Below are 16,624 nucleotides of genomic sequence, written 5' to 3'. Positions count from 1 at the left end.
GGCTAGATGGCAGACGATCAAGAAAAAACCGAAGAGGCCACCGCTAAAAAGATTGAGGATGCTAGAAATAAAGGAAATGTCCCCAAATCCCAAGATGTTAGTGGATTTGTCACCTTGCTTGTGGGGTGCGTAGCTCTTATTGCTTTGATGGGATTTATGGGCGATAGGGTGATGAATTTATATCTATATTATCAAGATCTTATCGGCACACCACTTACTAGAGAGCTATTTTTTAAAATTGTTATCCACTCTATTTTTCAATGTTTGCTTATACTTTTGCCCTTGCTTATTTGCGTGATGATTGCTGGGATTATCTCAAATGTTATGCAGTTTGGTTTTATTTTTACCACTGAGCCTTTAATGCCAAATTTTTCTAAGCTTGATCCAATCAAAGGTCTTGGAAATCTCTTTTCGCTTAAAAAGGCAGTTGAAACAGCAAAAATTTTAATCAAAGTTTCAGCCATATTAGGTTGTGCTTTTTATGTATTTTTGCAGTTTATTACAGAACTTCCTTATACGATGTTTTATACGATGTTTGATCAGCTTGTATGGCTTAGAGATAAGATGTTTATTTTAGCAGGGATTATGCTATTGCTTTTTTTGATTATTGCAGTTGCCGATATATTTATAGTAAGGTATCAATATTTCAAAGGGCTTAGAATGTCTAAGCAAGAGGTAAAAGATGAGTATAAGCAGATGGATGGAGATCCTAGAGTTAAGGGGCGTATCCGTCAGTTACAGATGCAAGCAGCCAAAAAGCGTATGATGCAAAATATCCCAGCAGCCGATGCCATTATCACAAACCCAACCCACTATGCTGTGGCGATCCGCTATGATAAGGATAAGGAGTCTGCGCCTATTGTATTAGCTAAGGGAGCAGATCATTTAGCACTTCGTATTAGGCAAATTGGGATTGAGCATGGGGTGCAAATAGTGGAAAATCCGCCACTAGCTCGTGAATTATACCGCTTGTGCGATGTAGATGATCAAATTCCGGCTAATCTATTTAAAGCAGTAGCTGAGGTGCTGACATTTGTGTATTTAGGTAATAAGAGTAAATTTGCCAAAAGGCTAAATGGCTAGAAATTTATTAAAATTTATAGCCATTTAAGCAGATTATTAATCAAATATTCCACCACCGCTTAGCGTGATATTATTATCAATCCAATCCTTAACAGCTGGGATTTTAACTAAAGTTTTGCATAATGGCTCGCTTGAATTACTAGCATCATCAACACTAATAGTATCGCTTGCAAGCGTGATATTTAGGCACCTTATCCAAGCTTCATTTTTATCATATGATTTTTTGTAAGTTGGGGCTAGTTTATCTAAATTGCTTTGAGATTTTAGCTCACCAGATGGAAGTTTGCCATTTATCGTATAGTATGCTGTTAGTTGAACAATGGTATCTTTTAGCAAAGTAGCAGAGACCATAGCACTTGCGTCATCTTTAGTAGCTATAAATTTAGGCACAGCAATACTAGCTAAAATCCCTAGCACCACAATCACAAAAACCAGCTCAATCATAGTAAATGCACTTCTCATTCACACCACCACATTTGGAAAATCATATACTAATTTTCCTGATTTTATAGTTTTTATAGCGGCTCCTTTTAGTTTTTTGCCTAGGAGTGGCGAATTTTTGGATTTGGATTTATTTAAATTTTCATCATAAATATACTCAAATTCAGGATCAACTATAGCAATATCAGCCAAATATCCTATCTCGATTTTGCCCCTATCATTAAGTTTTAATAGCTTAGCTGGATTTAGGCTTGTAAGCTCTACCATCTTATTTAAGCTTATCACTCCATCTCTAACTAAATTTAAAGTAAGCGGGATTAAGGTTTGAAGACCTAAAATTCCAAATGGAGCCTTATCAAATTCCCTCTCTTTCTCATCTAAATGGTGTGGGGCGTGATCTGTGCAGATTATATCTATTATACCATTTCTTAGCCCCTCTCTCATCGCCTTGACATCATCTTTAGTGCGAAGTGGTGGAGACATTTTGTAGTTTGTATCATAGCCTTCAAGGTAGCTATCATCAAATGTAAAGTGGTGCGGACAGACTTCACAAGTTATATTTATACCCTCTTTTTTGGCAGTTTCGATGAGCTTTAAGCTCCATCCGCTACTTACATGAGCTATGTGAATATGTCCGCCAGTTAGCTTAGCTAGGAGCATATCGCGGCTTATCATAATCTCCTCTTGCTCTCTTGGCATACCTTTTATGCCTAGTTTCATAGACATTAACCCCTCATTCATATGTCCATTTCTACATAGTGAGCAATCTTGAGAGTGGTTTATAATAAATGAGCCATGAAATGCTGAATACTCAAGCGCAGCTCGCATAACATCACTAGAGCTTACTGGCAACCCATCATCGCTAAATGCCACGCATCCAGCCTCGCTCATCTCGCCCATCTCAGTGATACCGCCACCTTTCATACCCTTTGTTATGGCTCCTATTGGCATTAAATCTATTAGGCCTCGTTTTTTAGCCTTTTTTATCATATCTCTTGTGATTGTGGCGTTATCATTTACGGGATTTGTATTTGCCATAGGGCAACAAGCAGTTATACCCCCAGCTACAGCAGTTTCAGAACCACTTATAATATCATCTTTATACTCAAATCCAGGATCTCTAAAATGCACATGAATATCAATAAGTCCAGGCATTATGAGTTTGCCATTAGCATCAATGATATTATCAGCCTTTGGCTCATCTAGAGTAATATCAACTATCTTGTCATTTTCTATTAATACATTTGCCTTTTTACTATCATTGGCGTTGATTATCATTCCATTTTTAATCAAAGTTCTCATTATAATCCTTTGAGATTTTTATATACTATATCTAATATTGCCATTCTAATCGCCACGCCATTTTCTACTTGGGATAAGATATTAGAAATTCTAGTATCATCAGCTACATCGCTATTTAGCTCCACGCCTCTATTTATAGGGCCTGGATGGAGTATAATGGCGTTATCTTTGGCTTGTTTCATTCTATTTTTACTTAATCCAAAATATCTACTATACTCTCTAATGCTAGGAAATGGCGTCTCATCATCGCTTCTTTCAAGCTGAATTCTAAGCATTATAATCGCATCGCTACCTCGCACCGCCTCATCCATATCTTTACAAATTTCACAGCCAAAGACGCTAGCATATTGCATCATTTGAGGTGGGCCAAATAGTTTAATTTTTATACCTAAAGTTTGCATAGCATAGATATTTGACCTAGCTACTCTAGAGTGAGCTATATCGCCGATTATAGATACAACTAGGTTATCAAATGAGCCAAATTTCTCATATATCGTAAATAGATCAAGCAAAGCTTGAGTAGGGTGCTCATTACATCCATCGCCGGCATTTATCACGCAACTTGGGGTGTGAGATGCTACGAATTTAGCAGCACCTGAGCTACTATGACGCATAATGAATATATCAGTTTTCATAGATTCTATATTTTTGATTGTATCAATTAGCGTCTCTCCTTTATTGGTGCTTGAGCTACTAGCGGTAAAATTAATAGCATCACTTGAGAGCCTTTTGGCTGCGATTTCAAAGCTTGTGCGAGTTCTAGTGGAGTTTTCAAAGAATGAATTTACAACCGTAACGCCCTTTAAAAGTGGGGATTTTTTCTCATTTTGTAGATTTAGATTTTTATAATGTTTGGCTAAATTTAAAATTTGAAATATATCATTGCTATTAAGATCTTTTGTAGAGATTAGATCCTTTTTGGAGTATGCCATTTTCTCTCCTTTTTGCGTGGCATTTTATCTTTATTTGGCTTAATTATGAATATAATTAAAAAATTTTTTTATTTAAAGATATATAAAATATAAAAATAATTATATTAAAAATATATAAATTTTATTTTTAAATTTTGCCTTGACAATTTAATAAAATTTGTATAAAATTAAGACTTTAAACTACAATTTTATTCGTTGTAACCGCTATTTATTCACATATTAAGAGGACTAAAGAGGACTAATGGAAAGCAAGGAAACCACCCAACAAACCAAAAAACAACACACACGCACACACACGCCAGTTGATGGCTATAAGATAGAAGAGCTTAGACTTCAAGATTTAGATAGCTTAGTAGCAATCGCTGAAGAAGTAGGTGTGCAAAATCCTAGAGAATTTCGTCGCCAAGAGCTAGTATTTGAAATTTTAAAAGCCCAAACCAAGCAAGGCGGATTTATCTTATTTACTGGAATTTTAGAGATAGTTGAGGGCGGATATGGCTTTTTACGCTCTACTGATGCGAATTTGAGTGATTCTGCTAATGATACATATGTTAGCCTAAGCCAGATTAAAAAATTCGCCCTAAGAGTCGGTGATATCATAACCGGACAAGTAAGAGAGCCAAGAGAACAAGAGAAATATTACGCTCTTTTAAAGATAGAAGCGATAAATTATAAATCCATAGCCGAAGCCAAAGAGCGCCCATTATTTGATAATCTAACTCCGCTATTTCCAAATCAAAAAATTCAATTAGAATATGATCCAATGAAGCTTACAGGTCGTGTGCTTGATCTTTTCACCCCGATAGGCAAGGGGCAAAGGGGGCTTATAGTTGCCCCACCTAGAACAGGTAAAACTGAGCTTATGAAAGAGCTAGCTCACGGAATTACAAGAAATCACCCAGAAGTTGAGTTAATAGTGCTTTTAATAGATGAGAGGCCAGAAGAGGTTACAGATATGCAACGCAGTGTGCGTGGTGAGGTATTTAGCTCTACATTTGACTTGCCAGCGTCAAATCATGTAAGGGTGGCTGAATTGGTGATAGAAAAGGCTAAAAGACTAGTAGAGATGGGAAAAGATGTAGTGATATTGCTTGATAGCATTACTCGCCTTGCTAGGGCGTATAACACAGTAACCCCAAGTAGCGGTAAGGTTTTAAGCGGTGGCGTGGATGCAAATGCATTGCATAAACCAAAGAGATTTTTTGGTGCAGCTAGAAATATAGAAAATGGCGGAAGTCTAACCATAGTAGCAACCGCATTGATAGATACGGGCTCTAGAATGGATGATGTGATATTTGAAGAGTTTAAAGGCACTGGTAATAGTGAGATTATACTAGATCGCACCATTTCAGATCGCAGAATTTACCCAGCTGTAAATATACTCAAATCAGGCACTAGAAAAGATGAACTACTACAAGGTAGCGATGATTTAGGCAAAATCTGGGCTATAAGAAATATTATAGCTACGATGGATGATATAGAGGCTCTTAAATTCCTATACTCTAAAATGCTAAAAACCAAAAACAATAAAGAGCTTTTGGGTATAATGAACGAATAAGGAGTGAATTTGAAAGCTTTAGCACTTAAATATCGCCCAAAGAGCTTTGATGAGTTAATCGGTCAAGATGTGGTGGCAAATACATTAACCCACGCTCTAGAGACCAATAGATTAGGACATGCGTATCTATTTTCTGGGCTTAGGGGAAGTGGTAAAACCAGTAGTGCTAGGATATTTGCTAAGGCTTTAATATGTCAAAATGGTATAAGTGCTCATCCGTGTGAAGTTTGTCCAAATTGTATTATGGCTAATGAGAATCGCCATATGGATATTATAGAGATGGATGCAGCAAGCCATCGTAAAATCGATGATATTAGGGAGTTAATCGAGCAGACTAAATACTCTCCAAGTAGTGCTAGATTTAAGATATTTATCATCGATGAGGTGCATATGCTAACCAAAGAGGCTTTTAATGCACTTTTAAAGACGCTTGAAGAGCCACCTGATTATGTTAAATTTATCCTAGCGACTACTGATCCGCTCAAACTTCCAGCTACTGTTTTATCACGCACTCAGCACTTTAGATTTCACTCTATAGCTAAAGCTAGTGTGGTTAAGCATTTAGAATTTATACTAAATAAAGAGGGAATTGAATTTGAAGAAAGAGCCTTAGAAGTATTAGCTAGAAGTGGCGGTGGGAGCCTTAGAGATACTCTTACCTTGCTTGATCAAGCGATTATTTATTCACACGAAAAGCTTACACACAAGGTCATTGTAGATATGCTAGGGCTACTTGATCCAGATAAGATTGATGAGATATTTGCTGTGGTAAATTCAAGGGATAAAAATGAGCTTTTAAAGCTTTTAAATGAGTTACAAAATTATGATTCTAGCTCGATAATTGATGAGTTAATAGAGAATTTAAAATATAAATTTATCCATCAAAATAGCCAATACTCTTTGCTTATATTTGAGAGATTTTTTAGAATTTTAAGCGAAGCAAAATCAATGCTAAGCAATCTAGCAGATCCTGAATTTGTGCTATTTATCACCTTATTTATGATGGTTGAAGCATTTAATCTAAGAAGTATAGATGATGCTATAACGGAGCTAAAAAATAAGCCCATAACTCCAAATTTAGAGCCACAAAATAGATCTACTCCAATCCAGCCAAAGAGTGATTATCAAAATTTTGTAGATTTTTTATATGATAAAAGCTATGATTTGGGTATTTTATTTGATGAGTGCGTTAGTTTAAAAGGTTTAGAAAATGGCGTTTTGACGCTTGAATTTGCTATGAGTAATGAGCAGCTGGATCTTGCTAGAAAGCACTATAATGATGTGATTTTACCAGCTGTTAAGGCGTCTTATGGAGACTCTATAAAGCTCAATGTGCAAAAAGTTGTCCCAAAAGAGATTGGCGCTTTAAGTCGTGCCCCAATGCCACCAATAACCCAGCAAATTAACAAGCCAAAAACGCAAAATAGTGAGCCAAAAGCCATTAATGAGCCAAGTGGTGTGTTGAGTTTAAAATCATCATTAAGCCAAGAAGAGATAAATTTAAAAGAGTTAAAACGGCTATTTGGGGAGCCAGAAATTATATCAAATAGTTAGGAATATTATGAAAAATATAAGAAATTTTAGCATTATAGCCCATATAGATCATGGTAAAAGCACTCTAGCTGATCGCATTATTAGCCAGTGTGGTGCTGTAGATGAGAGATCTATGAGCTCTCAAGTAATGGATACAATGGATATAGAAAAAGAGCGTGGAATTACCATAAAAGCACAATCTGTAAGGCTTAGCTATACCCTTGATGGCGAGCATTATATTTTAAATTTAATTGATACTCCAGGGCATGTGGATTTTAGCTATGAAGTTAGTAGAAGCTTAGCAAGTTGTGAAGGGGCACTTCTTGTAGTTGATGCTTCTCAAGGCGTTGAGGCTCAAACTATAGCAAATGTTTATATAGCTTTAGAAAATAATCTTGAAATTATTCCAGTTATAAATAAAATAGACCTCCCAGCAGCTGATCCTGAACGAGTAAAAAATGAGATAGAGCATATAATTGGGCTTGATTGCTCTAATGCTTTAGAGGTGAGTGCAAAAAGCGGAGTTGGGATAAAAGAGCTAATAGAAACTATAATTCGCAAAATTCCACCACCAAAGGCGGATTTGAATTTGCCATTAAAAGCGTTAATTTACGATAGTTGGTTTGATAATTATTTAGGTGCTTTGGCTCTTGTAAGGGTCTATGATGGAAGCGTTAAAAAGGGCGATGAAGTCTATGTGATGGGAACAGATAAAAAGCATATTGTTTTAGATCTGATGTATCCAAATCCAGTTTTACCTATTAAAACAGATGAGCTAAAAGCTGGAGAAGTAGGGGTAGTGGTTTTAGGTCTAAAAGATGTAGCAAGTGTGAGTGTGGGCGATACCATCACACTAGCTAAAAATAGAGCCACAGAGCCAATAGGTGGATTTGAGAAGGCTAAGCCGTTTGTATTTGCTGGATTATATCCTATAGATACAGATAAATTTGAAGATTTAAGGGATGCTTTAGATAAGCTTAAATTAAATGATAGCTCTATAAGTTATGAGCCAGAGACTTCAGCAGCTCTTGGCTTTGGCTTTAGAGTTGGATTTTTGGGCTTACTTCATATGGAGGTGGTAAAGGAGAGATTAGAGCGTGAGTTTAATCTTGATCTCATAGCCACAGCTCCGACTGTAACCTATCAAGTAGTATGCACTGATGGGACTACGCTAAATATCCAAAATCCAAGCGAACTGCCGCCAACTAATAAAATAGAGCATATAAAAGAGCCATATGTCAAGGCTACTATTATCACTCCAAGTGAGTTTTTAGGCAATATCATCACTCTTTTAAATTCACGCCGTGCTATCCAAACTAAGATGGATTATATCACCACTTCAAGAGTTCTTTTAGAGTATGATATACCGATGAATGAGATAGTTATGGACTTTTATGATAAGCTAAAGAGTGCTACAAAAGGCTATGCTAGTTTTGATTATGAGCTAGGCGAGTATAGGGTTGGAAATTTAGTTAAACTAGATATAAAAGTAGCTGGCGAGACAGTCGATGCTCTCTCCATCATAGTTCCTGAAGAAAAGGCGATGAGCAAGGGTAGAGACTTTGTAAAAGCAATGAAGGAGATAGTCCCAAGACAGCTTTTTGAGGTGGCTATCCAAGCAAGTATAGGTAGCAAGATAATTGCTAGAGAGACAGTCAAATCAATGGGTAAAAATGTAACCGCAAAGTGCTATGGTGGCGATATAACTCGCAAAAGAAAGCTCCTTGAAAAGCAAAAAGAGGGTAAAAAGCGTATGAAGGCTATTGGCAAGGTTACTTTGCCTAGTGAGGCATTTTTAAGCGTGCTTAAGATAGATTAAATTTAAATGGCACGGAATTTGCTAAGTATTTTGATTAAGGAGAGCAATGCCATATATTAATATTAGGGTTACTAAAGAAAATGGCGAACCCACAACCGAGCAAAAAGCGAAGCTAATAGAGGGCGTAACGGATTTAGTAAGTCAAATTCTAGGTAGAAACAAAGCTAACACCGTAGTAATCATTGATGAGATAGATATGGAAAATTACGGCTTAGGGGCTAAAAGTATAAAATCTATAAGGGAGAGCAAATGAGAAAAATTTTGATTTTGGTTTTGGCGATGATTTTTGGTGGTTGTGCTATGAATAGTAGCACGGCTAGGACAGAGAGTGCGAAGTCTTATGATACGATATTTCGCATAAATACCAAGTGCGAACCATGCTCACAAAAGGGCTATGAGACTACTATAGATGGTAGATTATATAGAAGCGATATAGCGCTTAATTGTTGTGAAAATAGCCGCACTATCGATACATCAGCAGCGTTAAAAAAGGTCTATATCCACAAAGTGGTTGATTTAGCAGATTCGCAAAAATCTGTTAAAATAAATGGCAAAAATGTTAAATTTGATAAAAATTTCGCCTCAGTTTTTTACGCGGCGTTAACAACTGAGTTAAAATCTCGTGGAATTTATGTAGAAAATAGCAGCAAATCGCCTTATACTTATAGAGTGGATTTTGATTTTACCGATATAAGAAGCGCATATAGCCCAGGGGCGAACTATTTAAATTCCAAGCTATCAGGAACGCTAAATATCAAAAATATAAATAAAAAAAGAACGATATTAATCACTACAACTCAGAGTGTGAGCGACCTAAATGCTAGTCAATCATCCGATTTTGATATGTTTATGAATTTGCTTATCAAACAATCGGCTAATAAAGTAGCCCAAGAGGTATCAAATTTCTAAAGGTTAAGATATGAGAGTGGTTATTTTTGCTATTTTTATCTTGATTTTAGCAAGTTGTACTAGTTCTAGCTCGGTTTTAACACTTAAAGATTATAGTGTTACTAGTGAGAATATACATAAAAAAGTGCTTATAAATAGCATAACTGACACAAGACCAAATAAAAGTATAGTAGCCACCATTACAGATTCTAAAGGGAGCGTAGAGCATAGTGTGATACTCTCTCAAAGCTTAGAAGATAGCTTTGCTAAAGCGTTAAATCAAGCATTAGGAAAAAATGGCGATGGCGATGAGATTGTCGTGGATATAGAGATAGTGCAATTTAGTGCTAATCTAAGTGGCTATAGTGGGGAGAATTTAAAAGGTCAAAGTAAGGTGATAATCAAGATTAAAAATGGCGATAAGGTTATCACTAAGACAATCTCTCAACCCCAAAGCCGATATACTCCACTTCCTATTCCATCGGCATTTGAGCCATTTATTAATGATATGTTAAGAGATATGGTAGAAGCTAGTATCAAGGCTATTTTATCTAGTTGATGCGATGCCTTAAATGTGCTAAAATATCGTTTAAAATGATATGTAAAGATTGCCAAAATATACTTAGCGAGTATGAGCAAGGCTGTAGATTAGTAGATGGATTTAAGGTATATTATTTTTATAAATATAGCGATATTAAGGAGTTGCTAGCTACTAAGCACCATTTGCATGGCTCTTTTGTTATTTCGCATTTGGCTAGTCTTAGTTTAGCTAAATTTGCTAGTGAGTTTAGCTTTGGGAGTAAGGTGGCAGTAGTAGCGCTTGATGATAATATAAAAAGTGGCTACTCTCACACTGCGATTTTAGCCAAAGCCCTATCAAATTCAGAATTATCCCCTATTTATAGAGCTTTACGAGCTACAAATGAAGTCAAATATGCTGGAAAATCTCTAGAGTTTCGCCGTAAAAATCCACGCAAATTTCAGCTTTTAAAGCAGATTAAGTATCCCGTAATCTTAGTAGATGATATTATAACTACTGGCTCTAGTATGCTAGAGGCTAAAAAGGTATTAGTAAAAGCTGGGATAAATGTGCTTTTTGGCTTAGTTTTAGCAGACGCTAGAGAGTAGGGCGGTTTAAATTTAGGATTAGTTTAATCCTAAATTTAGTTAAATCGCACATCTAGACCTATATTTTTCCATTATTTCATTTAAATTTGATACGACAAATCTAGCGTCTTCATCGCTCATCATCTGGTGGCATGGCAAGCTAAGCTCAGCCCTATAGAAATCTTCAGCCCCATTAAGCCTAATCTCTCCATATAAATTCTTATAAAAGCTAAATTGATAAGTTGGCTTATAATGGACTTGCACGCCAATTCCCCTAGCGTGAAGCTCATTATAAATATCCTCTTTTACGCACCATAAATTTGAGTTTAAAAGCACTGGATATAGATGTCTAGCACTTCTTATATTACTTGGTATCTCTATAGTTTTTAGATATTTTGAGCCTTTAAAAGCATCATCATATATCTTAGCAATTTCATATCTCCTATTTATAAATTTATCAAGTTTTTTAATCTGACTAAGCCCCAAAGCACACGCTACATCGCTTAAGCGGTAGTTGTATCCTAGCTTTATCATATCCATATTCCAAGCCTGTTTTTTGATAATGCCATGTGAGCGTGTGAGTTTAGTTGATGTGGCGATATTTTCATCATTAGTTAGCAGCGCCCCACCTTCAAATGTAGTAATAGGCTTAATCGCATGAAAGCTAAATATACTCACATCGGCTAGATTCCCTACCATCTTCCCATCACGGCTACTTCCTAAGGCATGACTAGCATCATCGATGATTTTGATTTGGCTATTTTTAGTCAAATTTTTAATCTCATCTATATCCGCTGGATAACCACCAAAATCAACCGCGGTAATAACCTTTGTTTTATCATTTATCAAAGGTTTTATAGATTTTGGGTCTATATTTCCATTTGGTAAAATGTCAGCGAATTTGACATTTGCTCCGCACATTATAGCCGCATTTGCCGTAGCCGCAAAGGTAATTGGCGTGGTGATTACTTCATCATTTTTATTCACACCAAGTGCGATATAACCAGCATGGAGCGCTGAAGTAGCTGAGTTCATCGCCACAGCAAATTTCGCCCCAGTAAGCTCACACAAAGCACTTTCAAATTCACTCACTCTATTACCGCAAGTAAGCATATCGCTCTTTAGTGCTTCTACCACAGCTTGTATATCATCATCATCTATCTTTTGTCTGCTATAAACCATCATTTTAAGCCCTTATTGTAATATTCTTGGTAGGGTTATTCCTGTTTGGGATTGATATTTGCCATTTTTATCAGCGTAGCTTACCTCACAAATCTCATCTCCTTGTAAAAATAGCACTTGAGCTATCCCTTCATTGGCGTAAATTTTAGCTGGAAGTGGGGTTGTATTTGAAATTTCTATCGTGATATAACCTTCAAATCCAGGCTCAAATGGGGTTACATTCACTATTATTCCGCACCTTGCATATGTGCTTTTGCCAAGGCATATAGCTAGAGTATCCCTAGGCATTATAAAATACTCCACAGTCCTAGCTAACGCAAATGAATTTGGAGGCACAATGCAGATATCTCCTACGAAATCCACCACATTTTTCTCATCAAAATTTTTTGGATCTACCACAGTCCCACCCACATTTGTAAAAATTTTAAACTCATTACCAACTCTAATATCATACCCATAGCTTGAAAGCCCGTAGCTTACGACTCCACGACCTATATTCTCTTCACAAAATGGCGTTATCATCTTGTGATCTAAACTCATTTGGCGTATCCATTTATCGCTTTTTAAACCCATAATTTTCCTTTGAAATTTAAATCACTACATTATATCAATTTCTACTTTAAACTAAAGTTTAGCTTATTATTTATATATTTTAGGTAAAATTATGAGATTTTACTCAATTTAAGGAGAATTTATGACAAAAGACGAAATTAAAGAGCTTATGAGCTTTTTTGATGAGACAAGCATTAATAAAATCAAAATTAAAAATGGCGATTTTGCAATTGAATTAGAAAAATATGAACCTTGCGAACAAGTAGCTCCAGCTCCAGTTTGTCCTCCAATCCCAGCACCAGCACCAATTAATGTGGTAGTAAATGAAAAAACAGTAACCACATCAGCCACAGATACCCTAAATGCACCGATGGTAGGCACATTTTATATAGCTCCAAGCCCAGGTGCGCCAAGTTTTGTAAAAGTAGGTCAAACAGTTAGAAAAGGCGATATTATCGGCATTATAGAAGCTATGAAAATTATGAATGAGATTGAAGCGGAGTTTGATTGCAGGATTATAAAGGCTTTAATCGCAGATGGTCAGCCAGTGGAATTTGGCATGGCGCTATTTGAGGTTGAGAAACTATGAGAGAGATTAAGCGAATCTTAATAGCAAATCGTGGAGAGATAGCTCTTAGAGCACTTCGAACTATACAAGAGATGGGTAAAGAGGCAGTTGTGGTGCATTCTACAGCTGATAAGGACGCCCTTTATGTCAAATACGCTGATGCTAGTATCTGTATAGGTGGGGCTAGAAGTAGCGAGAGCTATTTACACATTCCAGCTATTATCACAGCGTGTGAGATTAGCGAGGCTGATGCGATATTTCCAGGGTATGGATTTTTAAGCGAAAATCAAAATTTCGTAGAAATTTGTGATAAGCACAATATCAAATTTATCGGCCCAAGCGTGGAAGCTATGGCTTTAATGAGTGATAAGAGCAAAGCTAAGCAAGTTATGATGAGAGCTGGAATTCCAGTTGTTCCAGGTAGTGATGGTGCGATAAAAGATATAGAAACAGCTAAGAAATTAGCCGCTCAAATCGGCTATCCAGTTATCATAAAAGCAGCCGCAGGTGGTGGCGGTCGCGGTATGAGAGTGGTAGAAAAAGAAGAGGATTTAGAAAAAAACTTTTGGTCAGCTGAAAGTGAGGCTATGAGTGCTTTTGGTGATGGCACAATGTATATGGAAAAATATATCTCAAATCCTCGCCATATAGAGGTTCAAGTCCTAGGCGATGAGTATGGTAATGTAGTCCATGTAGGCGAAAGGGATTGCTCAATGCAACGCCGCCACCAAAAATTAATAGAAGAGAGCCCAGCTATAATTTTAGATGAAAAAACTAGAGATGAATTACACCAAACAGCAGTAAAAGCGGCTAAGGCTATCGGATATGCTGGTGCTGGGACATTTGAATTTTTATATGATCAAAAGGATAATAAATTCTATTTTATTGAGATGAATACAAGACTTCAAGTCGAGCATTGCGTAAGCGAGATGTGTAGTGGGCTAGACCTTATAGAGTGGATGATCCGCATAGCCCAAGGCGAGAAGCTCTTAGACCAAAAGGATATTAAACTAAGCGGTCATGCTATAGAGTGTAGGATAACTGCTGAAGATCCAAAGAGTTTTACTCCAAATCCTGGTAAAATCACAAAATATGTAGCCCCTGGCGGTAGAAATGTCAGAATGGATAGCCATATTTATGAAGGGTATAGCGTCCCACCATATTATGATAGTATGATAGGTAAGCTAATAGTTTATGATGCTAATAGAGATAAAGCTATTGCTAAGATGAAGGTTGCTTTAGATGAGTTAATTATCCAAGGTATTAAAACAACTAAAGATTTTCATATAGGTATGATGAATAATGATGACTTCGTAAATAACTTGTATGATACTAACTATCTATCAAAGCATTAATTACAAATTTGGCTAGAGATAGCCAAATTTACTTTAAAGCTAACTTACAAAATAATCCCCATCAAAGCTTACAAGCGAATATTTACGCTCATTTCCTAGACCGCTAGTTAGCTCATCAATGCTTAAAAACTCCAAACTATCAGCACCAATAAATTTACAAACATCCATAGCGTCCATTCTAGCGCTAATGAGCTCTTCATAGCTTGGAGTATCAATGCCATATCTACAAGGGTGCTTGATCTCTGGAGCGGCGATTTTCATATGAATTTCTCTAGCTCCAGCATTGCGTAAAAGCTCTACAATCTTCTTGCTAGTTGTCCCACGCACAATGCTATCATCTATAACCACAATGCTTTTACCTTTTAAAACGCTACTCATAGGGTTTAATTTTAATTTAACCTTAAGATTTCTCATCTCTTGAGTTGGCTCTATAAAAGTCCTACCCACATAGTGATTTCTAACTATTGCCATCTCAAATGGAATTTTACTCCTAGCTGCATATCCTAAGGCCGCTGGCACACCAGAATCAGGCACCGGAATGACAAAATCAGACTTACAGGTTGATTTATCGGCTAAAATTTCACCTAGTTTTTTCCTAATCTCATAGACATTTTTGCCATCTATTATGCTATCAGGACGAGCAAAATATATATATTCAAATGCGCAAATTCTAGGATCTTTTGGCTCAAATAGCTCAATACTCTTAAACGCACTCTTACCCTCTTCAAAGATAATCATCTCCCCAGGAGCCACATCACGCACAAATGTAGCACCCACTAGATCAAAGGCACAGCTCTCACTAGCTACTATATATCCACCATCTTTTAATCTACCGATGCTAAGGGGTCTTATCCCATATGGATCACGCACTACAAACATTTTAGAACGGCTCAAAATCAGTAAGCAATACGCCCCGACAATCTGCCTCAAAGCCTCTATAATGCGATCTTGTAAATTCTCTTTTTTACTCTTAGCGATTAAATGTAAGATATTTTCTGTATCCATATTTGATTGAAATATCGCACCATCTTCAATCAAACGCTCCCTAACTTCATATTTATTAATCAAATTTCCATTATGAACTATACTAATCTCGCCCAAAGAGTATTTCGCACTGACTGGCTGAGCATCTAGCACGCTATCGCTACCAGCGGTTGAATATCTATTATGCCCTATAGCCATCTGCCCTTGTAATATCTCAAAGCTATCGCTACTAAAAACTTCAGTTACCAAACCTCTATTTTTAATAGTTTTGATTTGGTGATTATAACTTGAGCTAATCCCACTTGCCTCTTGCCCTCTATGCTGCATAGAAAATAGCCCATAATAAGCGGTTTTAGCAGCATCTTTTGAATTTACCACTCCTACTATCGCACACATTTTATATCCCTAAAGCATCATAGATTGTGTATAGTTTTGGCTCTTTATCCGCTAGCCAAATTCCAGCTTTTATCGCACCTTTAGCAAATGTAGCTCTACTAGTAGCAGTGTGATTTAGCTCGATATACTCCCCATCGTTATAAAATCCAACCCTATGCCTACCCACAATATCGCCGCCACGAAGTGCCATTATGGCTATCTCATCTTTACTTCTAGCTCCAACTATCCCATCACGACCGCTTACTCTTACATTAGATAAATTTAGATTTCTACCCTTTGCTGCATGCTCCCCAAGGGTCAAGGCAGTGCCACTTGGTGCGTCTATTTTATTGCGATGGTGCATCTCGACAATCTCTATATCAAATTCGCTTAGCACCCTACTAGCCATCTGTGTTAGGCGATTTAGCACCGCTATACCTAGGCTCATATTTGTAGCTTGAAGTATTGGCATTGTGGAGCTTGCAAGTTTGATTAGCTCCATACCCTCATCGCCCAATCCAGTAGTGCCAATCACTAGTGGCTTTGGATTTGTCCTAGCGTAATTTATCAAATTTATAGAAGCACTTGCTATACTAAAATCAATAACCACATCGCTATTATCAAATAAAACATTATATTTATCAGTAACTATCACGCCATCATCTACGCTCATAGGCTCTATAGTGTATGCTACTGATAATTTAGCGTTATTAAGCCCTTTTAAATTTGCGATTATCTCGCTTCCCATTTTGCCACTTGCTCCGTGCAAACCTATATGAATCATCATCGCCCTTTTTGGATAAATTGAGATTTTATTTTAGCCAAAAAAAGATAAAAATAGCAAATTTATAAGTTGAAGTATTTGAAATTTTATTATTGATTTTTTATTTTTTAAATTATTTTTTATTTATTATAAAAATTTAAGCTTAGATTAATGGGGGGGGG

At 36.6% G+C, this 16,624-nt stretch carries 17 protein-coding genes; 10 read left to right on the top strand and 7 right to left on the bottom strand.

Features of this window, described 5'->3' with window-relative positions; translation table 11 throughout:
• The first annotated feature begins 6 nt into the window (after positions 1–6).
• Complete coding sequence (gene flhB / locus CSUIS19073_RS01375; RefSeq protein WP_086236972.1) at positions 7–1,083, top strand: flagellar biosynthesis protein FlhB; 1,077 nt, start codon at positions 7–9, stop codon at positions 1,081–1,083.
• A 36-nt stretch (positions 1,084–1,119) separates the two neighbouring features.
• Here flhB and CSUIS19073_RS01370 read toward each other — a convergent pair whose 3' ends face one another.
• The 3 genes from CSUIS19073_RS01370 to CSUIS19073_RS01360 are packed head-to-tail and all read right to left on the bottom strand — an operon-like array spanning position 1,120 to position 3,758.
• Positions 1,120–1,545 (bottom strand): type II secretion system protein, encoded by a 426-nt coding sequence (locus CSUIS19073_RS01370; protein ID WP_086242365.1) that lies wholly within the window; start codon positions 1,543–1,545, stop codon positions 1,120–1,122.
• Entirely contained in the window at positions 1,546–2,826 is a 1,281-nt protein-coding gene (locus tag CSUIS19073_RS01365; RefSeq protein WP_086242366.1) for a dihydroorotase, read from the bottom strand.
• Positions 2,826–3,758 (bottom strand): aspartate carbamoyltransferase catalytic subunit, encoded by a 933-nt coding sequence (locus tag CSUIS19073_RS01360; RefSeq protein WP_086242367.1) that lies wholly within the window; start codon positions 3,756–3,758, stop codon positions 2,826–2,828. The genes CSUIS19073_RS01365 and CSUIS19073_RS01360 overlap by 1 nt, the downstream gene beginning before the upstream one ends.
• A 241-nt stretch (positions 3,759–3,999) precedes the next feature.
• Here CSUIS19073_RS01360 and rho point away from each other — a divergent pair, with 241 nt between their 5' ends.
• From rho to CSUIS19073_RS01325, 7 genes are read left to right on the top strand one after another with little or no spacing between them, the layout of a single operon-like run.
• Positions 4,000–5,316, top strand: a complete 1,317-nt coding sequence (rho, locus tag CSUIS19073_RS01355; protein WP_086236968.1) for a transcription termination factor Rho — start codon at positions 4,000–4,002, stop codon at positions 5,314–5,316.
• 9 nt (positions 5,317–5,325) lie between these two features.
• Positions 5,326–6,870: a DNA polymerase III subunit gamma/tau gene (locus CSUIS19073_RS01350; RefSeq protein ID WP_086242368.1), complete on the top strand. Its 1,545-nt coding sequence runs from the start codon at positions 5,326–5,328 to the stop codon at positions 6,868–6,870.
• Between the two features lie 7 nt (positions 6,871–6,877).
• Positions 6,878–8,668 (top strand): translation elongation factor 4, encoded by a 1,791-nt coding sequence (gene lepA / locus CSUIS19073_RS01345; protein ID WP_086242369.1) that lies wholly within the window; start codon positions 6,878–6,880, stop codon positions 8,666–8,668.
• A gap of 46 nt (positions 8,669–8,714) precedes the next feature.
• Positions 8,715–8,921: a 2-hydroxymuconate tautomerase family protein gene (locus tag CSUIS19073_RS01340; RefSeq protein ID WP_086236965.1), complete on the top strand. Its 207-nt coding sequence runs from the start codon at positions 8,715–8,717 to the stop codon at positions 8,919–8,921.
• Positions 8,918–9,577 (top strand): hypothetical protein, encoded by a 660-nt coding sequence (locus CSUIS19073_RS01335; protein WP_086242370.1) that lies wholly within the window; start codon positions 8,918–8,920, stop codon positions 9,575–9,577. The genes CSUIS19073_RS01340 and CSUIS19073_RS01335 overlap by 4 nt, the downstream gene beginning before the upstream one ends.
• Positions 9,578–9,587: 10 nt before the next feature.
• Positions 9,588–10,115, top strand: coding sequence for a hypothetical protein (locus tag CSUIS19073_RS01330; protein WP_086236963.1), 528 nt, complete (start codon positions 9,588–9,590; stop codon positions 10,113–10,115).
• Positions 10,115–10,684, top strand: coding sequence for a ComF family protein (locus tag CSUIS19073_RS01325; RefSeq protein WP_086242371.1), 570 nt, complete (start codon positions 10,115–10,117; stop codon positions 10,682–10,684). Before CSUIS19073_RS01330 ends, CSUIS19073_RS01325 begins: the two co-directional genes overlap by 1 nt.
• Before the next feature lie 39 nt (positions 10,685–10,723).
• Here CSUIS19073_RS01325 and pseC read toward each other — a convergent pair whose 3' ends face one another.
• Both pseC and dcd read right to left on the bottom strand, forming a co-directional pair.
• The gene (pseC, locus tag CSUIS19073_RS01320) at positions 10,724–11,848 is read right to left on the bottom strand and encodes a UDP-4-amino-4,6-dideoxy-N-acetyl-beta-L-altrosamine transaminase (RefSeq protein ID WP_086242372.1); all 1,125 of its coding nucleotides are present in this window, start codon (positions 11,846–11,848) and stop codon (positions 10,724–10,726) included.
• Between the two features lie 9 nt (positions 11,849–11,857).
• A complete protein-coding gene (gene dcd / locus CSUIS19073_RS01315; protein WP_086242373.1) occupies positions 11,858–12,418 on the bottom strand; it encodes a dCTP deaminase in 561 nt (186 codons plus the stop codon).
• Between the two features lie 121 nt (positions 12,419–12,539).
• Between dcd and accB the strand changes: the two genes are divergently transcribed.
• Both accB and CSUIS19073_RS01305 read left to right on the top strand, forming a co-directional pair.
• Positions 12,540–12,986: an acetyl-CoA carboxylase biotin carboxyl carrier protein gene (accB, locus tag CSUIS19073_RS01310; RefSeq protein ID WP_086242374.1), complete on the top strand. Its 447-nt coding sequence runs from the start codon at positions 12,540–12,542 to the stop codon at positions 12,984–12,986.
• Positions 12,983–14,320 carry an acetyl-CoA carboxylase biotin carboxylase subunit gene (locus CSUIS19073_RS01305; protein WP_086236958.1) on the top strand — a complete coding sequence of 446 codons (1,338 nt, stop codon included), beginning with the start codon at positions 12,983–12,985 and terminating at the stop codon, positions 14,318–14,320. Before accB ends, CSUIS19073_RS01305 begins: the two co-directional genes overlap by 4 nt.
• A 39-nt stretch (positions 14,321–14,359) precedes the next feature.
• On the opposite strand, the gene purF is transcribed toward CSUIS19073_RS01305, so the two are convergent.
• Together purF and dapB are read right to left on the bottom strand one after the other, a co-directional pair.
• Entirely contained in the window at positions 14,360–15,700 is a 1,341-nt protein-coding gene (gene purF / locus CSUIS19073_RS01300; protein WP_086236957.1) for an amidophosphoribosyltransferase, read from the bottom strand.
• 1 nt (position 15,701) lies between these two features.
• A complete protein-coding gene (gene dapB / locus CSUIS19073_RS01295) occupies positions 15,702–16,463 on the bottom strand; it encodes a 4-hydroxy-tetrahydrodipicolinate reductase (RefSeq protein WP_086236956.1) in 762 nt (253 codons plus the stop codon).
• Positions 16,464–16,624: the final 161 nt, after the last annotated feature.

It is taken from the genome of Campylobacter sp. RM19073 (genome assembly GCF_024723495.1).
Lineage (GTDB): Bacteria > Campylobacterota > Campylobacteria > Campylobacterales > Campylobacteraceae > Campylobacter > Campylobacter porcelli.
The sequence above is the reverse complement of the archived record's forward strand: the minus strand, read 5'-3'. Positions and strand labels throughout refer to the sequence as shown.